This is a genomic window from Nocardia flavorosea NBRC 108225 (assembly GCF_001613385.1).
In the GTDB taxonomy this organism is placed as follows: Bacteria; Actinomycetota; Actinomycetes; order Mycobacteriales; family Mycobacteriaceae; genus Nocardia; species Nocardia flavorosea.
Map to the genome: position 1 here is coordinate 282,196 of NZ_BDCG01000017.1, position 20,235 is coordinate 302,430.

Annotated in this window: 16 protein-coding genes; 10 read left to right on the forward strand and 6 right to left on the reverse strand. The window is 67.5% G+C overall.

The features are described from left to right. Positions 1-8 precede the first annotated feature (8 nt). The 4 genes from NFL01S_RS23530 (at position 9) to NFL01S_RS23545 (ending at position 3,015) form a co-directional block, all read left to right on the forward strand. Positions 9-761 carry a TetR/AcrR family transcriptional regulator gene (locus tag NFL01S_RS23530; RefSeq protein ID WP_062978444.1) on the forward strand — a complete coding sequence of 251 codons (753 nt, stop codon included), beginning with the start codon at positions 9-11 and terminating at the stop codon, positions 759-761. 34 nt (positions 762-795) lie between these two features. Beyond that, positions 796-1,548, forward strand: coding sequence for a nucleotidyltransferase domain-containing protein (locus NFL01S_RS23535; RefSeq protein ID WP_062978445.1), 753 nt, complete (start codon positions 796-798; stop codon positions 1,546-1,548). Between the two features lie 225 nt (positions 1,549-1,773). Further along, complete coding sequence (locus NFL01S_RS23540) at positions 1,774-2,265, forward strand: hypothetical protein (protein ID WP_062978446.1); 492 nt, start codon at positions 1,774-1,776, stop codon at positions 2,263-2,265. A 258-nt stretch (positions 2,266-2,523) separates the two neighbouring features. Further along, entirely contained in the window at positions 2,524-3,015 is a 492-nt protein-coding gene (locus tag NFL01S_RS23545; RefSeq protein ID WP_062978447.1) for a hypothetical protein, read from the forward strand. A gap of 303 nt (positions 3,016-3,318) precedes the next feature. On the opposite strand, the gene cobN is transcribed toward NFL01S_RS23545, so the two are convergent. Next, the gene (gene cobN / locus NFL01S_RS23550; protein ID WP_062978448.1) at positions 3,319-6,951 is read right to left on the reverse strand and encodes a cobaltochelatase subunit CobN; all 3,633 of its coding nucleotides are present in this window, start codon (positions 6,949-6,951) and stop codon (positions 3,319-3,321) included. 861 nt (positions 6,952-7,812) lie between these two features. On the opposite strand from cobN, the gene NFL01S_RS23555 reads away from it, so the two are divergent. Next, positions 7,813-8,838, forward strand: coding sequence for an alpha/beta hydrolase (locus NFL01S_RS23555; RefSeq protein ID WP_062978449.1), 1,026 nt, complete (start codon positions 7,813-7,815; stop codon positions 8,836-8,838). A gap of 41 nt (positions 8,839-8,879) precedes the next feature. On the opposite strand, the gene NFL01S_RS23560 is transcribed toward NFL01S_RS23555, so the two are convergent. Continuing rightward, entirely contained in the window at positions 8,880-10,319 is a 1,440-nt protein-coding gene (locus NFL01S_RS23560) for a wax ester/triacylglycerol synthase family O-acyltransferase (protein WP_245670842.1), read from the reverse strand. A gap of 517 nt (positions 10,320-10,836) precedes the next feature. Here NFL01S_RS23560 and cobG point away from each other — a divergent pair. Further along, positions 10,837-12,018 carry a precorrin-3B synthase gene (cobG, locus tag NFL01S_RS23565; protein ID WP_062978451.1) on the forward strand — a complete coding sequence of 394 codons (1,182 nt, stop codon included), beginning with the start codon at positions 10,837-10,839 and terminating at the stop codon, positions 12,016-12,018. A 392-nt stretch (positions 12,019-12,410) separates the two neighbouring features. Here cobG and NFL01S_RS23570 read toward each other — a convergent pair whose 3' ends face one another. Further along, positions 12,411-13,262, reverse strand: a complete 852-nt coding sequence (locus NFL01S_RS23570) for an oxygenase MpaB family protein (protein ID WP_062978452.1) — start codon at positions 13,260-13,262, stop codon at positions 12,411-12,413. 235 nt (positions 13,263-13,497) lie between these two features. Between NFL01S_RS23570 and NFL01S_RS23575 the strand changes: the two genes are divergently transcribed. Continuing rightward, positions 13,498-14,625, forward strand: coding sequence for an NDMA-dependent alcohol dehydrogenase (locus NFL01S_RS23575; RefSeq protein ID WP_062978453.1), 1,128 nt, complete (start codon positions 13,498-13,500; stop codon positions 14,623-14,625). Positions 14,626-14,644: 19 nt separating this feature from the next. Here the strand turns inward: NFL01S_RS23575 and NFL01S_RS23580 are convergent, their stop codons facing one another. The 3 genes from NFL01S_RS23580 to NFL01S_RS37360 all read right to left on the reverse strand — a co-directional run bounded on the left by NFL01S_RS23580 (position 14,645) and on the right by NFL01S_RS37360 (position 16,951). Then, entirely contained in the window at positions 14,645-15,070 is a 426-nt protein-coding gene (locus tag NFL01S_RS23580; RefSeq protein WP_062978454.1) for a nitroreductase family deazaflavin-dependent oxidoreductase, read from the reverse strand. A 356-nt stretch (positions 15,071-15,426) separates the two neighbouring features. After that, complete coding sequence (locus NFL01S_RS23585) at positions 15,427-16,038, reverse strand: lipocalin family protein (protein WP_245670843.1); 612 nt, start codon at positions 16,036-16,038, stop codon at positions 15,427-15,429. 274 nt (positions 16,039-16,312) lie between these two features. Next, complete coding sequence (locus NFL01S_RS37360; protein WP_062978545.1) at positions 16,313-16,951, reverse strand: CatB-related O-acetyltransferase; 639 nt, start codon at positions 16,949-16,951, stop codon at positions 16,313-16,315. A gap of 317 nt (positions 16,952-17,268) precedes the next feature. Here NFL01S_RS37360 and NFL01S_RS23600 point away from each other — a divergent pair, with 317 nt between their 5' ends. The 3 genes from NFL01S_RS23600 to NFL01S_RS23610 all read left to right on the forward strand — a co-directional run bounded on the left by NFL01S_RS23600 (position 17,269) and on the right by NFL01S_RS23610 (position 20,128). Beyond that, on the forward strand, positions 17,269-17,904 hold the full coding sequence (locus tag NFL01S_RS23600; RefSeq protein ID WP_062978457.1) for a precorrin-8X methylmutase: 636 nt from the start codon (positions 17,269-17,271) through the stop codon (positions 17,902-17,904). Next, complete coding sequence (locus NFL01S_RS23605; protein ID WP_062978458.1) at positions 17,901-19,541, forward strand: precorrin-2 C(20)-methyltransferase; 1,641 nt, start codon at positions 17,901-17,903, stop codon at positions 19,539-19,541. The genes NFL01S_RS23600 and NFL01S_RS23605 overlap by 4 nt, the downstream gene beginning before the upstream one ends. A gap of 128 nt (positions 19,542-19,669) precedes the next feature. Next, positions 19,670-20,128, forward strand: a complete 459-nt coding sequence (locus NFL01S_RS23610; RefSeq protein ID WP_084493191.1) for a PadR family transcriptional regulator — start codon at positions 19,670-19,672, stop codon at positions 20,126-20,128. Positions 20,129-20,235: the final 107 nt, after the last annotated feature.

The following is a 20,235-nucleotide window of genomic DNA, read 5'->3' on the forward strand; positions in this document are numbered from 1 at the left end:
ATCTATTCGTGGCCAAGAAGTTCGACTCCGTATGGACCCGCGCACCCAGGCAACCCCGGACCTCGGGCCTGACCAGGGACCAGATCGTGCGAGCCGCCATCGCCCTGCTGGACGAGGACGGCCTCGAGGCGTTGAGCATGCGCAAACTCGGCGCGCGCCTCGGCGCGGGCGCCACCAGCCTGTACTGGCACGTCGCGAACAAGGACGAACTGCTCGAACTCGCACTCGACGAGTTCTGGGGTCTGGTCGACGACGGCGGCGGGCTCGACCGGCCGGGCGACCTGCGCGAATCACTCACCACCTACGCCTACAACCTGCGGGCGGTCCTGCTCGCGCACCCCTGGGCAGCCGCCCTCATCGGCCGGCTCCCGAGCTTCGGGCCACGCGCGTTCCGGCTCGGGGACCAACTGCGCCGGATATTTCACGAGGCCGGCTTCCGCGAGTTGGACGTGTATCTCGCGGGCGGCACCGTGAACAGTTACGTTCTCGGTCAGGTTGTTCCGATGATCGCCATGCAGAAGGCCCACGCCGGCCCGGTCCGGGGGGCCGATGTGCTGGAAACAATGGACGAGCTGGCGGCGGACTATCCGGAAATGCGCGCCGATTACCACACCGTGATGCCCGAGGATTCGACGGTCGGCCAGGCAGTCGGCTTCGATTTCGGGCTCATCTGCGTGCTGGACGGGCTGGAAAACCGGCTGCGTGCACAGCCGAACGTCGATACGGTGTCCGGCGGAGCCGATACCACCGGATCGGCGTGAGACCGTTCAGGGCCGTCACCACAGGAAGGAACCCGTGCGCACCGACGACGATTTCGTTGCCCACGTCGCAGACCGTTTGGCAGCCCTTCCCGGGGTCGTCGCCGTCTCGCTCGGCGGCTCTCGGGCCCAGGGCACACACGGACCGGACAGCGACTGGGATTTCGCGCTCTACTACCGCGACAATTTCGACGCGGCCGGTTTACGAGCCGTCGGCTGGCCCGGCGAGGTCTCCGATATCGGGGCTTGGGGCGGCGTCTTCAACGGCGGCGCCTGGCTGACGATCGACGGCCGCGCCGTCGATGTGCACTACCGCGATCTCACGGTGATCGAGAACGAACTCGCCGAGGCCGAACAGGGCCGATTCCGCTGGGAACCGCTGGCGTTCCATCTGGCGGGCATTCCCAGCTATCTGGTGGTGGGCGAACTCGCCGTCTCCCGGGTGTTACGCGGTGAGCTGCCGAAACCCGCATTCCCGGACGCGATGCGGACGGTGGCGCCGCCGATCTGGCGGCGCCAGGCGGATCTCGGCCTGCGCTACGCCCGCGCCTCTTATGCACCACGCGGGCGGGTCACCGAAACCGCCGGCGCGCTGGCCACCGCGGCGATGCAGACGGCACATGCCATCCTGGCTGCGCGCGGCGAATGGGTGACCAACGAGAAACGCCTGCTGGAACGCGCCGGTCTGCGTGAGATGGATACGATCATCACTCGGTTGAGCCCGGATTCGAACGTACTGGCGGAACAGATCGACGCGGCCCGGCACATACTGGAAACCGCCGGCGCGTAGGAACAGGAACCTCTTTCCGCAGGTGCGGCCCCTGCCGTACGTACGGATCGCGGTGCGGCGCAGTTCGGACGGCTCGCCCTGACACCGCCGCTACATCCGCTGATAACGGTGCGGTCTCTCCAAGATCGAACATCACAGCTTCGGTACCAAAGGTCTCCCGGGTTGGGCACAGCGGCGTGTCGCCCCTAGGCTCGCGGAGGACCGAGACCCCGGAGAAGGATGAGGATGAAAAAGATCGTCGTGACCGCCGCCGCGGTCGTCCTGCCCCTCGTTTTCGCGGGCCCGGCCGTTTCCGAACCCACCCCGGTGGAACCCGGCCCACCCGCCACAGTGCTCGCCGAACCCGCAGCCACCGGCCCGCTGGGCACCGCCTACCCGATTCGTACGGGTGGCGATATGACGGTGACGGTCCATCCTTCCGAGGCCGAGGTCGCGCCCCGCGCTGCGGATGGTTCGGTACTCGTGTTCGACGTCAGCGCCGAACAGACTGCCGGTAAACCCTACTTCCTGCCGACCCTGGACCTGCGGCTGATCACCACGAACGGCGATATGGTCTATCCGCTCACCGGTGTCCCCGGCGAGTATCCCGGCGGGTTCGTGGAACCGGAGCAACCGCGCAGCGGGCTGGTCGCGTTCGAGCTCACCGGCGAGCAGCAGCCGAAGGAAATCGTTTTCGCCACCAACGACGATTTCGTCCAGGGCGCCTGGACCCTCTGACGGTCTGTCACGGCGCGGCATCGTCAAGATCGAGTACTACGCCTTCGGCAAGATCACGGTCACCGGGTTCGGTAGCCGCCGGACAGGGCATACCCTCGCTGTAGGCCGACCCGCACGCATATGAGCGATTATGTGTAAGCGTATGGCCTTGCGGTATCAGCGTTTCCAGGCGTCGCGGTGAGCCGGCCGGTTCGCGCGTCGACCCGGAGATAAAGCAACCAGTGCCCGGTAGCGACCGAAACCGCCGAAGGACGCACCATGAGAAAGCTCATCGCCGCATTCGCAATCGCCCTCCCCGCCCTGTCCGGAGCCCCGGCCGTGGCCGGTCCCGACCCCGCCGAACCACCACCATCGCAGGTGGATATCCGCGCCGAGCAGCCCACCGAAGCAGTGCCACTGGGCACACCCATCCAGGTTCAGAGCATGGGTCCGATGGCGATCACCGTGCGAGCAACCGATCAGACCATGCCGCCACGGATGAACGACGCGAGCGTGATCGTGTACGAGGTCGAGGTCGAAGCCCAGGGCGAAACGGCAGGTATCGGCCCGTACGACCTGAACCTGGCCACCACCGGCGGCGAGAACCTCGGCGCGCTCGCCGATATCCCCGGGGGATTGCAGTTCGGGCTGCTGGATCCCGGCGAAGTACGACGCGGACTGGTCGCGTTCGAACTGCCTCACGGCCAGGAACCCGTCGCGGTAGTCTTCGCAACCAGTAACGGCTACATCCAGGGCACCTGGGCTGCGTAAGCCTGGGCCCTGACCACACCCTCGCCAGGATGACGCGTCTGCTGCGCAGACGATCAGGTGCAGTCTTGCCCCGGATCCAGCGCACCGGATCCGGTTACACGGCATTCAGGACGATCATGACGGAACCGGTGCCGGCGATATCGGGCCCGCTTGCCGCAGACTGCGGTAGTCGGATTCGACGGACCGGCGGCCACTCCAGTTCGCCCTCGGCCTCCGGGTAGATCTGACGCAACCGGTCCGAGGTTTCGGTATCCGGCTCGCGGGATGCTTCGGCGATCCCGCGAGCTTCCAGGACCGGAGTTGCTACTCCAGTTCCCCCTCCGCTTCGAGATAGACCTGGCGCAGCCGGTCGAGAGTTTCCTGTTCCGGTTCGGCCCACATCTTCCGTTCGGCGGCCTCGAGCAGGCGTTCGGCGATACCGTGCAGCGCCCACGGATTGGACTGCTCCATGAACTTGCGGTTCGTCTCGTCGAAAACATAGCTTTCGGCGAGCTTCTCGTACATCCAGTCGGCGACCACATCGGTGGTGGCGTCGTAGCCGAACAGGTAGTCGACCGTCGCGGCCATTTCGAATGCGCCCTTGTAACCGTGGCGGCGCATGGCCTCGAGCCAGCGGGGGTTCACCACGCGGGCGCGGAACACCCGGGTCGTCTCCTCCGACAGGGTGCGGGTGCGCACCGAATCCGGGCGGGTGCTGTCACCGATATAGGCCTCCGGGTTCTTCCCCGTCAGCGCCCGCACCGTGGCGACCATTCCGCCGTGGTACTGGAAATAGTCGTCGGAATCGGCGATATCGTGTTCGCGGGTATCGGTGTTCTTCGCGGCCACCGTGATCCGGCGGTACGCGGTGCGCATATCGTCGGCCGCGGGGGCACCGTCGAGGTCGCGACCGTAGGCGTAACCGCCCCAGGCGGTGTAGACCTGCGCGAGATCGTCGTCGGTACGCCAGCTCTTGGAATCGATGAGCTGTAGCAGGCCCGCGCCGTAGGTGCCCGGTTTCGAACCGAAGATACGGGTGGTGGCGCGGCGTTCGTCGCCGTGCTCGGCCAGATCCGAAAGCGTATGGACGCGAACGTAGTTCGACTCCGCGGGTTCGTCGAGGGCGGCGACCAGGCGGACGGCATCGTCGAGCAGGGCCAGCACATGCGGGAAGGCATCACGGAAGAAACCGCTGATCCGGACGGTGACGTCGATCCGCGGCCGCCCCAGTTCCGCGAGGTCGACGACCTCGAGCGAGGTGACGCGGCGGCTCGCCTCGTCCCACACCGGGCGCACACCGAGCAGTGCCAGCACCTCGGCGATATCGTCGCCGGAGGTACGCATCGCGGACGTACCCCAGACCGAAAGACCAACCGACCGCGGGTATTCGCCGTGATCGGCCAGGTAGCGTTCCAGCAGCGAATCGGCCATGGCCCGCCCCGTTTCCCAGGCCAGTCGCGACGGCACCGCCTTCGGATCCACCGAATAGAAATTGCGGCCGGTGGGCAGGACATTGATCAGTCCGCGCAGCGGCGACCCGCTGGGCCCGGCGGGAATGAATCCACCGTTGAGCGCGTGCAGGACACGGTCGATCTCGACTTCGGTCCCGCGCAGCCGCGGAACGACTTCCGTCGCGGCGAACCGCAGCACGGCAGCCACGGCCTCCCGATCACCACCGGCGTCACCGAAAAGGTCCCCGGAGAACCGTTCGACGAGTTGGTGCACAGCCCCGGGTGACCATTCCGCGGCCTGCAGGGCCACCAGGAGTTCCCGGGCCCGCGATTCCACGGCGTCGACCCGTTCCCGGGCTTCGTCGCCGGATTCACTGAGCCCCAGCGCTTCCCGCAGACCCGGCACCGACCTCTCGCCGCCCCACAGCTGCCGGGCGCGCAACATGGCGAGTACCAGATCGACCTCGCTCGCCCCGGCCGGCGCGCGGCCCAGGATATGCAGTCCGTCCCGGATCTGCACATCCTTGATCTCACACAACCAGCCGTCGACGTGCAGCAGCATATCGTCGAAGACCTCTTCGTCCGGGCGTTCGGCCAGCCCCAGATCGTGGTCCATTTTCGCGGCCCGCATCAGGGTCCAGATCTGCTGCCGGATGGCGGGCAGTTTCGCCGGGTCGAGCGCGGAGATGTTGGCATGCTCGTCGAGTAGTTGTTCGAGCCGGGAGATATCGCCGTAGCTCTCCGCCCGCGCCATCGGCGGAATCAGGTGATCCACCAGGGTGGCGTGCGCGCGCCGTTTGGCCTGCGTGCCCTCCCCCGGATCGTTCACCAGGAACGGGTAGATCAGCGGCAGGTCACCCAGCGCCGCATCGGTGCCGCAGGCGGCCGACATCCCCAGCGTTTTACCCGGCAGCCATTCCAGGTTGCCGTGTTTACCGATATGCACCATCGCGTCGGCACCGAAACCGCCCGATTCGATATCGGTGGACAGCCAGCGGTAGGCGGCGAGGTAGTGATGGCTGGGCGGGAGGTCGGGGTCGTGGTAGATGGCCACCGGGTTCTCGCCGAACCCGCGCGGCGGCTGCACCATCAGCACGATATTGCCGAAACGCAGGGCCGCGATGACGATTTCGCCGCGGGGATCGGCGGAGGTGTCCACATAGAGTTCACCCGGCGGCGGACCCCACGCCTCGACCACGGCCTCGCGCAGTTCGGCGGGCAAGGTGTCGAACCACGCGGTGTACACCTGCGCGCCGATCCGGATGGGGTTGCCCTCCAGTTGTTCGGCGGTGAGCCAGTCGGGGTCCTGGCCGCCGGCGGCGATCAGGGCGTGCATGAGCGCGTCGCCGTCGCCTTCCTCCAGGCCGGGCACCTCGCCTGCCGCGCCGAGGTCGTATCCGGCCGCGCGGAGCTCACCGAGCAGGGCGATTGCGCTGGCCGGAGTGTCCAGGCCGACGGCGTTCCCGATCCGGGCGTGTTTGGTCGGATAGGCAGAAAGCATGAGTGCCAGCCGTTTCCGCTCGGCGGGAATGTACCGCAGCCGGGCGTGCCGGACGGCGATCCCCGCGACCCGTGCGGCGCGTTCGGGGTCGGGGACGTAGGTGGACAACCCGTCGGCGTCGAACTCTTTGAAGGAGAACGGCACGGTGATGATGCGCCCGTCGAACTCCGGCACCGCGACCTGCGTCGCGACATCGAGCGGGGACAGACCGTCGTCGTTGCCTTCCCATTGGGCGCGGCCGCCGGTCAGACAAAGGCCCTGCAGGATCGGTACATCCAGTTCGGCGAGCGCGCCGATATCCCAGGCTTCGTCGTCGCCACCCGCGGAGGCCGTGGCGGGTTTGGTCCCGCCGGCCGCCAGCACGGTGACCACCAGCGCGTCGGCCTGCCGGAGGGTGCCGAGAAGTTCCGGCTCCGCGGTGCGCAGCGAGGCACAGTAGATCGGCAGCGGTACCGCGCCGGCGTCCTCGACGGCAGCGCACAGCGCGTCGATATAGCCGGTGTTCCCCGCCAGATGCTGGGCCCGGTAGTAGACGACGCCGACCGTGGGTTTCCCGGCCACCGGCTCCGGATCTCGCGCATCGCGTTCGAGCCGGCCCCAGCTGGGCAGCTGTACCGGTGGTTCGAATCCGTGCCCGGTGAGCAGAACGGTATCGGACAGGAAGTTGTGCAACTGCCGTAGATTCTGCGGTCCGCCGGCCGCCAGATAGTTGTGGGCGTCCGACGCCACCCCTACCGGGACGGTGGAGCATTCCATGAGTTCGGCGTCGGGTGCCATCTCCCCGCCGACGGCCACCACGGGAAGTCCGCTGTCGCGCACCGCGGCCAGTCCGTCCTCCCAGGCGCGTTTACCGCCGAGGATGCGCACGATCACCAGTTCCACGCCGTCGAGCAGGCCGGGCAGATCGTCCACCAGCAGGCGGGCCGGATTTCCCCACCGGTAGTCGGCGCCGCTGGCACGTGCGCTGAGCAGATCGGTGTCGGAGGTGGACAGCAGCAGAATCACAAGGGTGACCTTCCTGGGTGACGCGCCCGTCGGGGTTCGGTGTGCTCGCCGGAGAGGGTCTGGCTGTGTCAGTGGCGCGACCGCACCGGAGTTCCACCGGTTTCCTCGTCACCCGTCGAGCGCTCGCATGGTATCGCGACGGCCGGCCGGGCCCGTCGGCACACCGGGCAGCCGAGCCCGCGGGTGCCCCGGGTATCGCCGACAGGTCCTCGGTATTCGTCAGCCCAGACAGCAGGCCGCAAATGTTGCCATATATTTGCCGAACGAGGGCGCGGCGAATTTAGAGGAATTCGTTGCGGGAAAATTGGACGCTTGCTATGTTGCCTGGGTCACCATCGGCCGCACCGGCCGTGACCGCCCTCACGACGCGCAGTCCACGACGGAGAGGGCGCTTCAACCTCCGAAGGAGATTCACCATGGGTTCGTTGAGCGATCTGCTCATGGCACTGATTCCGGCTCTCGGATCGGCCGTGGCGGGCGACGGTCTCTTCGATGTGTTCCTGGGTTCACTCGAAGCCATCATCGCATAATTCGCGACTGAGCAATCCATTCATACAGCGGAATTCCGTCCGGAATTCCGCACTCCAGTGATACAAGGAGAAACACATGGGATCCCTCATGGAAATTCTGGGCATGGGCACCGCCAGCGCCGGCGGGCTCGGCACCAACCTGGTGAACGCCCTGGTCACCCTGAGCGGTGGCACGCCCGCCCCCGGCAAGTAGATCCGGGACCAGACGAGGGGTCCATCCGATACGACGGATGGACCCCTCCGCCATGAGCCATGGTGTACCCCTGCAATTCTGTGCCGGCAGGCGCGTCCAGCGCCGGGCCTACGCCGGACAACATCCCCTGAGGCGTATATGAATTCACTCCTGCGGGGCCCTCGGCGGGCGCTTGTTCTGCTCGCGTCGGCTACCCTCCTGACACTCGGTACCGCGGCGACCACGACCGCCGAACCCGACGCGTCCATCGTGTCCCGCACACCCGGCACCGGACGTTCGCTCGAGATCACGGTGCACTCCCCCTCCATGCAGCGCGATATCGCCCTGCAGGTGCTGCGCCCGGCCGATACCCGGACCCCCGCCCCCACCCTCTACCTGCTCAACGGGGCAGGCGGCGGCGAGGACGCCGCGAGCTGGTCGGCGCAAACCGATGTGGCCGGTTTCTTCGCGGACAAACACGTGAATATCGTGATCCCTCTGGAAGGCGCCTTCAGCTACTACACCGACTGGCAGCAGGCCGATCCCGGGCTGGCAGAAAACCTCGGGAACAACGGTCGCAATATGTGGGCCACCTTCCTCACCGAGGAGCTACCACCATTGGTCGACGCCGCCTTCGACACCACCGGCGCCAACGCGATAGCCGGTATCTCGATGGCCGCGACCTCGGTTCTCGACCTCACCATCCGTGCCCCCGAGCTGTATCGCGCCGCGGCCGCTTACAGCGGTTGCGCGATGACCAGCGACCCGTTGGGACAGGCTTTCGTCACCTTGGTCGTCAGCCTCGGCGGCGGTGACTCCGAGAACATGTGGGGCCCGGTCGGTGGTCCGGGCTGGCGGGAGCACGACCCCTACCTGCAGGCGGGCCGGCTCCCCGATATCCCGATGTACATCTCCAGCGGCAGCGGACTACCCGGCCGCCACGACACCGCGACCAGCCCCCGGCTCCACGGAGACGAGAAGATGCTGTGGAATCAGCTGCTGGTCGGCGGGGGGATCGAGGCCGCAGCCGACTACTGCACCCGCGCATTGCAGCAACGCACCCGAGAGCTGGGCCGCACCGATATCGTCTTCGATCTCCGACCGTCCGGCACTCATTCCTGGGGGTACTGGGAGGACGACCTGCACCGTTCCTGGCCACTGCTGGCCGCGGCGCTGGGTGCTTGATTCCGGATACCCACGGCGCGGTATCCGGAACGGCCCGCCACTCATCCCAGGGCGTCCACCAGGTCGCGGAACGACTGCACCAGCAGTTCCCGGTAGCGCTCGGGGTCGGGCATCATCGCCGAATCCACGTGGAAGGTGATCACCAGTTCGTCGCCCTGAGAGGAGATGAGATGCCGCAGTCCGTCGCCGTCGAGTACCGGCAGGACACCGAACGCGCGGAGTAGCGGTGCACCGCGGAAGGTCATACCGTCACCGGTCGGCGGAACATTGCTGATCGTGGTGTTGCTCAGCGGAATCGACCCGGCTCCGGCGTAAGTCCGCTGGGCGCGGGCCCAGCCGGCCAACCGCAGGAGCCAGGCCGGCGAGGTCTCCACCCGGGCGGCATACCGCAGAACCGCCGGATCGGTGTTGCGGCGGCGTTCCCGGCGAACCGATTCCCGGATCGCCGCCAGTCGTGCCGAGGGCTCGGTGATATCGGTGTGCAGGTCGACGGCCATCTGACCGAGTCGGTTCGCCGAATGCCATTCCGCAATACCCCGCATCGATATCGGCACCATGGCGGCCAGCGAATCCGGCGGTGTCTCCTGCTTCTCGCCGAGGTAGGCGGCCAGCGCCCCGGATACGACGGTCAGCATCACATCGTTGACCGTCGTACGCTCCGCGCAGCGGGCACACACCGCTTTGACCTGAGACAACGCCAGCGTCACCTGATCGACCGCCCGGCCGGGGCCGGCCGCACGATTGAACCGGGTGGCGGGCCGAGTGGGCAGCGGCTCGTCCAGTAATCCGGCCGCGGCCCGCTCACGCACCTCCGTGCGGGCCGCGCCGGCACGACGCAGGCTGGCCACGAAACACGCCAGCCGGTAGGGGAACACCAGTGCGGCACGTATGCCCATGACCGGGGCCCGCCAGGGCACACCGCCCGGCGCGGCCGAGGCCGTTCGACCGCTGAACAGTTGCGCTTCCAGCTCCCGAGTCGCCACCCCGTCAACGGCGCTGTGGTGGAACTTCAACGCCAATATCGTCGTCGGCCCAGGGGTGCCCGGTACCCCGTGGACTCGATCGAAGAAATGGAACATCCACGGCGGACGGCCGAGATCCACTCGTGCCACTGTTATCTCACCCAGCCGGCGCCGGACCGTATCCCAGTCTGCGCCGGCCGGTTCGACCAGCACATGGCCGGCGATATCGAAGGCGGGATCCGGAACCCAGTAGGGCAGGTCCAGATCGAACGGCACGCGGCGCAGCCTGCGCCGGAACAGCGGCGCGAACCCTGCCCGCTCCTGCGCCCAGCGCACTGCCGCGGCAGTATCGAGCGGTTCCGCGCCGCGGCAATCGAATACGTAGACCGCAACGATGGTCGAAGGGTGCCGGTCGGTTTCGTCGTAGTAGAACACGGCATCGCGCGGGGCCAACTGTTCCGTCATCGCTGCGATTTCCGCCGTGGTCTCGCCGACCGCGCTATCCATTCCTGCGCTCATACCTGTTCCTACGGACCGATTTCGTGATGAAAAGAATGCCCACGGAAAGCAGGCAGACCGATCGACACTATCGCGATTCTGCCCGGGATCGAGCGGGAACAGAAATATTTTGGAGCAGTAAAATTTCAGAACGGAGAAACGGGGGCAACACTCCCCCGCCCGGCGGATGGGGAATTCCCCCGCGAACCCACTTTCCGATCCCGCGACCGGGACCGGACAGCACCGGATCACCCCGCTCGTGGGCCCGCCGCTACCCGCCCCACACGACCCCGGCACAGCCCCCGACAGAAGGCAGCACACACACCCACCGGCCGCGGCCGCCGGTTCCCGCCGAGTGTCCGGGACACTACGACAGATACCACAATCAAATGGTTGCCAAATATTAGCTACGCCCGGCGTCCAGAGCGCCGCAGTTTCACGGGAGCCGGGCCGACCGGCGCCTCACCGCGGGGAACGCGGCCCGGCAGTGGCGGCGACCGCCGGACACCCGGTACCGACCTCGTATCCTGGTCGGGTTATGTCACGCACCACCGCCGATTCCTGCCCCGGCATCCTCCGGCTACACCAGGCCGCCGACGGACCGCTGGCGCGAATCCGCGTCCCCGGCGGACAACTGACACCCACGCAGATCCAGGCACTCGCGGAGGCCGCGCACCGGCTGGGCGACGGAAATATCGAACTGACCTCTCGCGGCAATGTGCAACTCCGGCGGGTACGCGACACCGGCGCACTCGCGGACCTCTTGGGCGACGCCGGGCTCCTGCCGAGCCGGACCCATGAGCGGGTCCGCAATATCATCGCCTCCCCACTGTCCGGGCGTATCGGCCCGCACCCCGATATCCGGCCGCTGGTGACCGCACTCGATACCGGCCTGCTCGGCTCCCCGCAACTGGCCGGCCTCCCCGGCCGTGTGTTGTTCACGCTGGACGACGGCCGCGGCGATACGAGCGCCCTGCATCCCGATATCGGCATACACGGCCTCGGCGACGACCGTTTCGCCCTGCTGCTGGCCGGCCGGGACAGCGGAGTCCGGGTATCGGCCACCGAGGTGGTCGATACCGTGCTGGCAGCCGCGCACGGCTTCCTGGAAATCGGGAGCGGCCACTGGCGTCTCCAGGAGATCGACGGCGGCACCGAACGCCTCACTGCCCGGCTGGGCCGCTCCCCCGGCACCGAACGTCTGGAATTCACCGACCCGGCCGGTCCGCCGATCGGCTGGCTCCCACAGGACGACGGGCTCGTCGCACTCGGCGCCGGTGTGCGCTTGGGTTCCCTGCCCGCCCGCACGGCCGAATTCCTGGCCGCGATCGAACGCCCGATCCTGCTCACCCCGTGGCGCAGCCTGATTGTCGCCGATCTCGGTGAAGCAGCGGCCGAGCAGGTGGTCCGAGTGCTGGCGCCGATGGGACTGCTCTTCGACGCCGACTCACCGTGGTTGCGGATCACCGCCTGCGCGGGCCGGCCGGGTTGCGCGAAATCGCATACCGATATCCGCGCCGATGCCGCGACCGCCGTGGAAACGGGCCGCACCACCGCAGCAGCAACTGCGGAAGCCGACGCGGTCTCCGCCGCGGCGATCGTCACGGCCGGCCGGCAACACTGGTCCGGTTGCGACCGGCACTGCGGGCGACCGGCCGGGCCGGTCACCGAGGTCACCGCTACACCGGCGGGCTACCGGGTCGTTTCCCCGATCGACTGACCCCCCACCCAGCGGAGTTCGAGCTCGCACCGCGCGGCCGGTCGTCACGGCGGCGACTACCGGCCGGAGCCCACCGGCCCCGGTGAGCAGCGACATCACCGTGATGACCGGTGCGACCGACCGGACCCCCCTCCCGCATCGGGCAGCAAACTCCGGAAACGGCCGGGCGAACCGCGCTCCGCCGTGGGGCGAATGCGGTCGAACCACGCTGAGTGCCCGGCGGGCCCAGCTCATCCCTCCCAGCTCTTTCGGCCGAACGGTGGCAGCACCACTGGCTGTCGCCTGAACGGCCGGGCACTCGGCACGACGCCGACCGGTTGGTAACGCAGGTGCCCTCACCACACACGCCCTCGACAGTTGCGGCGCCGATATGCGCCCCTCGGGCTATCCTCTCAGGCCTTGCGAACCCGCTCGATTCCGGCGTACGCGCGCGGCGCGTAGCGCAGGCGCTCCGGAAGCAGCGGCCAGACGGTTCGCACCGTTGCCGCGAAGAGGCCGAAGAGTTTCTGATCGAGCGGACGCCAGCGCAGATCCAGAATTTCGCGGGCTCGTTCGGGCATGAGCGCATTGGCCAGCCAGACATTGAACGCCATGACCGGGCGCCAGATCACCGACCACATCGGCTCCGGGATACCGGGCATGGCGGGGATCCGGACGCTGCCGAGGCGGAGCGCGAAATCGGTGGTCGCATTCGATTCCAGCACCTCGTCGATGGTGCGGTTCCAATACTCCTCGAACTCGGCGTAATTCGTGACCAGCACCCGGTCGGACAGTCCGTACATCCGCCACCAGGTGACCCCTTCGGCGATCAGCTGATCCTTCTCCGCGGCGGTCAGCGGTGTGCCGAAATGCTCGTTGAGGGCCAGGGTGAGTTCGACGAACGTGGCGTGGGTCCACCAGTACACATCCGGGTTCAGCGCGTGGTAGCGCTCGCCCCGGGAGTCGGTGCCCTTCAGCGGGCGGTGGTAGTCGCGGACGCGGGCGGCCTGCTCCTCGGCATCGGCGTCGTAGATCATGCCCTGGATCTGCGGCAGGGAACGGATCAGGCGATCCCAGGGGTCGGCGAAGAAGTTCGAATGGTCCTGGAGCGCGGCGCCTACCGCCGGATGCATGTTCTGCAGGATGCCGGTGCGCCCGAGGAACAACATGTTCCGCAGATCGCCGGCGTACTTCCAGGTCAGCGAACCCGGGCCGATCGGCGCGCCGGCCGGGGCAAGCGGAACGGCGGTGTTCGGAGCACCCATGGTCCGATCTCCTTCTCTCTCCGAGGCGAAGCTATGAGACGGATGTTAGTTCACCATCTCACTCTCTCGTCTTTCCGGGTGCCCGAAGAACACCGCGCTCGGCGAATAGCGGCCCCCTCGGAGCCACTATGTCGTATCGTTGTCCGGACTCTTGTCCATACAGATGTTCATGTGAGTTCGGAGCCCATTGCCCGGCGGCGCGGCGGGCCCGGGGCGCTGAGAAAGCGAGTACACGATGAAGACCAAAGGCGCTCTCATCTGGGAATTCAACCAGCCATGGCAGATCGAGGAGATCGAAATCGGCGACCCTCGTAAACACGAGGTCAAAGTCGAGCTCGAAGCCGCGGGGATGTGCCATTCCGACCACCATCTGGTCACCGGCGGTATCCCGATGATGGGCTTCCCGGTCCTCGGCGGTCACGAGGGCGCAGGCAAGATCATCGAAGTCGGCGAGGCGGTCGAGGACCTCGCGGTGGGCGATCACGTGGTGCTGTCCTTCATCCCGTCCTGCGGGAAATGCCCGTCGTGTCAGGCCGGATTGCGCAACCTCTGCGACCTGGGTGCGTTACTGCTCGCGGGCACCTCGGTGACCGACGGGTCGTTCCGGATCCAGGCCCGCGGCCAGGACGTCTACCCGATGGCCCTGCTGGGCACCTTCTCTCCGTACATGGTGGTGCACGAGAGTTCGGTGGTGAAGATCGATCCGTCGATCCCGTTCGAGGTCGCCTGCCTGGTGGGCTGCGGTGTCACCACCGGCTACGGATCGGCGGTGCGCACCGCCGACATCCGGCCCGGCGACGATGTCGCGATCATCGGCCTGGGCGGAGTGGGTATCTCGGCGCTACAGGGCGCCGTTCACGCCGGCGCCCGATACATCTTCACGGTCGACCCGGTGCCGTGGAAGCGCGAACAGGCACTGAAATTCGGCGCCACCCACGCCTACGCCACCATCGAAGAGGCGACCGCCGCATGCGCGGAGATCACCTGGGGCGGTATGGCCAAGAAGGTGATCGTCACCGTCGGCGAAGTGCACGGTGAGGATGTCGACAGCTGGATGGGAATCACCGCCAAGGCGGGTACCTGCGTACTCACCGCCATGGGCAGCCTCACCGAGAACCAGGCCACCCTGAACCTGTCGATGCTGTCGCTGCTGCAGAAGAACCTGCAGGGCACCATCTTCGGCGGCGGCAACCCGCACTACGATATCCCGCACCTGCTGTCGATGTACCAGGTGGGCAAACTCAATCTCGACGATATGGTCACCCGGCAGTACCGGCTCGAGGACATCAACGAGGGCTATCAGGACATGCTCGCCGGACGCAATATCCGCGGCATCATCCGCTATACCGACGCCGACCGGTGAGCGCGGTGCTCGCCAGGCGTTACGCGCGCCGCAGGGCGAGCACCGGAATCGTGCGGATCCCGCGGGCCTTCTCCTCGTACTCGGCGAATCCCGGGTAGCGGCGGGCCTGTTCGGCATAGATCCGGTCCCGTTCGGCACCCGATACCTCGGTGACGGTAACCGGATAGGTCTCGGTACCGCGCTCCACCGTCGCCTGCCCGGCCGTGGTGAGGTTGTAATACCAGTCCGGGTTGGTGGGCGCACCGGCCTTACTGGCGAATACGTAGACGAGGTCGGCGGGATTCTGCTCGTCGGGCAGATACATCGTCGGGGCCACGGATTCGCGCCCACTTCTGCGGCCGCGGTGATGCACCAGCAGTATCGGCGCACCCTCGAAAGGCCCACCGACGCGACCCTCGTTTTCCCGGAATTCCTCGATGATCTGCGTGTTCCAGTTGTCAGCCATACCGGGGATTATGCCGTCGGCCACCCCGCCACGCCCGGCGCCACAGACGTGTGGCGTGGATCTCCCGGCCTGCGCCCCGGAACCGCCCGGATATTGCCCGCCGATCAGGTGCGCACAGCGAAGCGGGCGCTGACAGCCGAGTACGGCAACAAGTTCCGGGCCTTCGTACTCACGCTCCTACTGGGCCGTTTCCGCCGCCACGGCGGGGCAGGCAGTGGGGCCGGAAATCGATGTTGCGGCTGGACTGCCGGCGCTGAAAACCGGCAGACGATCGCCGCTGTCACGAAACGTGAGGATGCCGGAGCGGAGTCCCGGCCGGTCCGGTCCACGACCTCCTCCGTGGCGGGTCGGGTATCTCAGCGCAAGCACAGCGGAGCGATATCCGCGATACCACCGGTAGCCGGTGACGTGAGGTAGATGCACGGGCTCTGCCCCGCCGCTTCGATCGCGGTACGCACCTGCCGCCAGGCCGCGGCGTCCAGCGCCACGCCCCGCGCCAGGACGAAACCGGAAAGCCTGCTCGGGTCGGTGACCACGGCCCACGAGTAGTCGGGAGCGAGTGCGGTGACGATGTAGTTGGGCGGCCCGTCGATCGAGTCCTGACCGGGCACCCCCGGGAAACCGACGTGCAGTTGCGCGCGAGAGAAGGGATCGGTGACCTTCGCGGTACCCCTGATCTCGTTGCTACCCCCCGACCAGGTCGTGCACCTGTTGTACACCGCGATATTGCCCTGCGGGTCCGGCGTGTACTCGGCGCGGGTATCGCGGGCACATTCCAGATTGAAGGGCTGTGGGACGGCCGCGAGTTGATTCCAGGTACCCAGATAGCGGTCCAGGTCCAGAGCGGGTACGGGCGCCGGACCCGCGGGTGGTGGCTGCGCGGCGGCGGAGGCGGCGATGAGCGCGACCGCGGCGGCGAGTGCGGAGATGAAGCCGAGAATGCGATGAACTGCGCGATACGTGGTCACGGTGGCTCCTCGTGAATCGGCGGATGGACCCATCCTATGGAGCCATGAGCTGCGGTGAAAGGTGATATCACCGAGGAGGACGGCCCGGAGCCGGGGAAACCGTTCGCGGGCCGCAAGGAGCGTGCCGATCACTGCGTCGGCCGTCGAATCGCCGGATTCCGGCCAGTTCCCGTCGATACCGCGCCGTCACCGCCGCGGTATCGACGAAGTCGAGAAACCGAAGTCTGGGGCTATGTATCCGTCGGCGCGTGAACGACCACCGGCATCAGGCGGTTCACACTGTTCCGTGCGTCTGCGCCACGGCCGGCAGATCGTCCGGAGTGCCGCCCATGATGAGGGCGGTGTGCTCGGTGATCACCTCGGTCGGCCAGTCCCACCACCGGACCCGCAGCAGCGTCTCGATCTCGTCGGGGGCGAAACGGGTGCGGACGGTACGTGCCGGATTACCCGCCACGATCGCATACGGTTCGACATCCTTGGTCACCACCGAATGCGCGGCGACCACGGCGCCGTCACCGATCCGGACCCCGGGCATGATCGTGGCCGACCGGCCTATCCACACGTCGTTGCCGATCACCGTATCGGGCAGTGGATCGATCGCGCTGAAGACCTCCAGGGTGTTCTCCGCCCACGTACCGCCGAACATGGTGAACGGATAGGTGGACGGGCCGGCCATGGGATGGTTGCCTCCGGGCATCAGGAACGCCGCCCGCGGAGCGATCGCGGTGAACCGGCCGATCACCAGCCGTTGCGGGCCGTAGTTGTAGAGGACATTGCCGTCCTGGAACGGCACACCACTGCCCTCGTCGTCGAAGTGGGTGAATGCACCCACCTCGATGAACGGGGAGTCGACCTGATTCCCCAGGAACACCACGTTCGTCAGGTCCGGACGCGTGGACGGATGCCATTGCATCGGATCGGGCGCGGCCGATGCTTCCTCCCTTTTCGCACCGACGTCGGCGCCTCGAGCACGGGCCGGCCGTGCCGACTCTACGGAGCAGGGTCGGCAACGTGCCGAACCGGCTCGCGAACCCGCGATCGGCCGGACGTCCGGCCGTGGTGCGTTCGTGACCTCGGTGAGTTCAGGACCGAGCGGAGTCATACCGTGTATTTCCCGGCGGGAACCACCGCGCGAACGACGCAGGACCGGCGCCGCGCAGGCACGGGCGCCGGTACGGGCGGCCGGACCCACACCTGCCCGCCCGGCGCGGCCCCGCATAAGGTATGCCCATGTCCGACACATGCACCGGCTATCTCACCGACGCGGGCGAGATCTATCGCCGATCGTTCTCGATCATCCGCTCCGAAGCCGAGCTGGATCGGTTTCCGGCGGATATCGCACAGGTGGTGGTGCGGATGATCCACGGTTGCGGGCAGGTCGATCTGGCGGGCGATATCGCGTTCACGCCCGGTGTGGTGGCGGCGGCGCGGGGTGCTCTGCGGGGCGGCGCGCCCATCCTGTGTGATGCCAACATGGTGGCGTCGGGCGTCACCCGTACCCGGTTACCCGCCGACAACGAGGTGCTGTGCCTGCTGCGCGACCCGCGGGTCCCCGATCTCGCGGCCCGGCTCGGGACCACCCGCTCGGCAGCCGCGCTCGAACTGTGGCGCGACCGTCTCGAGGGGGCCGTGGTGGCCGTCGGAAACGCGCCGACCGCGCTGTTCCACCTGTTGGACATGGTCGCGGCCGGTGGCCCCGTACCCGCTGCGGTACTGGGTATCCCGGTGGGCTTCGTCGGCGCCGCCGAGTCCAAGGAAGCCCTCACCGAGAGTTCGGGGCTGGAATATCTGACCGTCCGTGGACGGCGCGGCGGTAGCGCGATCACCGCCTCGGCCCTGAACGCGATCGCGAGCGAAGAGGAATGACCGTGCGGACCGGAAAACTCTGGGGTGTCGGACTGGGTCCCGGAGACCCAGAACTGGTGACGGTGAAGGCGGCGCGGATCATCGCCGAAGCCGATGTGATCGCGTTCCACAGCGCCCGCCACGGCCGCAGTATCTCGCGCGGGATCGCGGAACCGTATATGCGGCCGGGGCAGCTCGAGGAGCATCTGGTCTATCCGGTGACCACCGAGACCACCGACCATCCGGGCGGCTATCAGGGCGCCATCGACGAGTTCTACGCCGCGGCCGCCGAGCGGCTGGCCGCGCACCTCGCTGCGGGCCGGTCGGTGGCGTTGCTGGCCGCCGGGGATCCGCTGTTCTACAGCTCGTATATGCATATGCACCGGCGGCTGGCCGACCGGTTCGAAGCGGAGATCATTCCCGGTGTCACCTCGGTGAGCGCGGCGACAGCGGCCCTGGGTATGCCGCTCGTCGAGGGCGAACAGGTACTGACCGTGCTCCCCGGCACCATGGCGCCCGAGGAACTCACCCGCCGGCTCGCCGGCAGCGATGCGGCCGCGATCATGAAACTCGGCCGCACCTATCCGGCCGTCCGCAAGGCGCTCGCCGACTCCGGCCGGCTCGACCGCGCCTACTATGTGGAACGGGCCAGCACCGGCCGCGAACGCGTCCTGGCCGCCGGTGATGTGGACGAATCACAGGTCCCGTATTTCGCGATCACCATCGTGCCCGGACCGGAACCGACGACCGTACCGGTCGCGGCCACGAACCACGGCACCACCGGCGACCTACCGGATCGGGACCGAGGCCGTGCTGCCGCGGCGCGCGATATCGTCGCGAGCCCGGCATCCGGAGCCCGCGACGCACACCGCGAACCCGGTCCTGCCGGAACGCCGACGCAATCCGGGACGGGCACGGGCGAAGTCGTCGTCGTCGGACTCGGCCCGGGCGATACCGCGTGGACCACTCCGGAGGTCACCGCGGCGCTCGCCGCCGCGACCGATCTCGTCGGCTACACCACCTATATCGACCGGGTTCCGATGCGCACCGGGCAGCGCCGCCATGCCAGCGACAACCGAGTGGAATCCGAACGCGCCGCCATGGCACTGGATCTCGCCGCGCGCGGTGGGCAGGTCGTCGTGGTGTCCTCCGGCGACCCCGGGGTGTTCGCCATGGCGGCCGCGGTGCTCGAGGAATCCGCCGACCCGCAGTGGGCCGGGGTGCCGGTACGGGTATTTCCGGGGGTGACGGCGGCGAACGCCGTAGCCAGCCGGGTGGGCGCACCACTGGGGCACGATTACGCGACCATCTCGCTGTCGGACCGCCTGAAACCGTGGGAAGTCGTGGCGCAACGACTGGCGGCGGTCGCTGCCGCCGATATGGCGATCGCGATCTACAACCCGGCGTCCAGTAAACGCAGATGGCAGGTCGGGGCGATGAAGGACGTCCTGCTCGAGCATCGCGCGCCGGAAACTCCGGTCGTTCTCGGCCGCGATGTCGGGGGTCCACAGGAATCGGTACGGGTGGTGCCGCTCGGCGAGCTCGAACCTGCCGAGGTGGATATGCGCACCCTGCTGATCATCGGCGCCTCCACTACCGCTCTGGTCGGTGGAGACGACGCGCCACGAGTTTTCACCGCACGGCGATATCACGGCTGAAACCCCGATCCGATAGCATTCCACTATGGAATAACGTCGGGGAAAGGGGTTATGTGGTGAACGGCAATCGGAAGCGGCCATTGAACTCCACGGCCGCCTCGTTGCTGGGTTTCCTGCACGAGGGACCGATGTCCGGGTGGGATCTGGTGACCCTCGCGCAGGACCGGATCGGCGATTTCTGGACCATCACCCAGAGCCAGGTCTATCGGGAGCTTGCCACCATGGATACCGCAGGCCTGGTGGTGAAAGGGGAAACCGGCGCCCGGGAGCGCACCCCGTACCGGATCACCGAGGCCGGGCGCGCGGAGTTCGCCGAATGGATCGCCCGCGATCCCGGCGCGGAGACCATTCGATTCCCGCTGCTGCTCACCCTGCATTTCGGTGGCCACGTGGACCGCACCCATCTGGCCGCCATCATCGAGAACAGCCGAAAGGTACACCAGGAGCGGCTGGACCGTTACCAGGCCGAGTCGGCCCGGACCATGCCACCGTACGCGCGCGCCACTCTGGAGTTCGGGATCGGTTACGAGCGTGCCGTTCTGGAGTGGTTCGACCGGTTACCGGAAATCCTGGCCCCTGAGATCTAGTCCCCTCACTTTCCTCCCGGACCGGCCTTCCACCTCCGGTACGAATCGGGCCCGTGCGCCCGGCTACGTTCTTTCCCACCGACGCAGCAAGAATGAATCAATAGGCC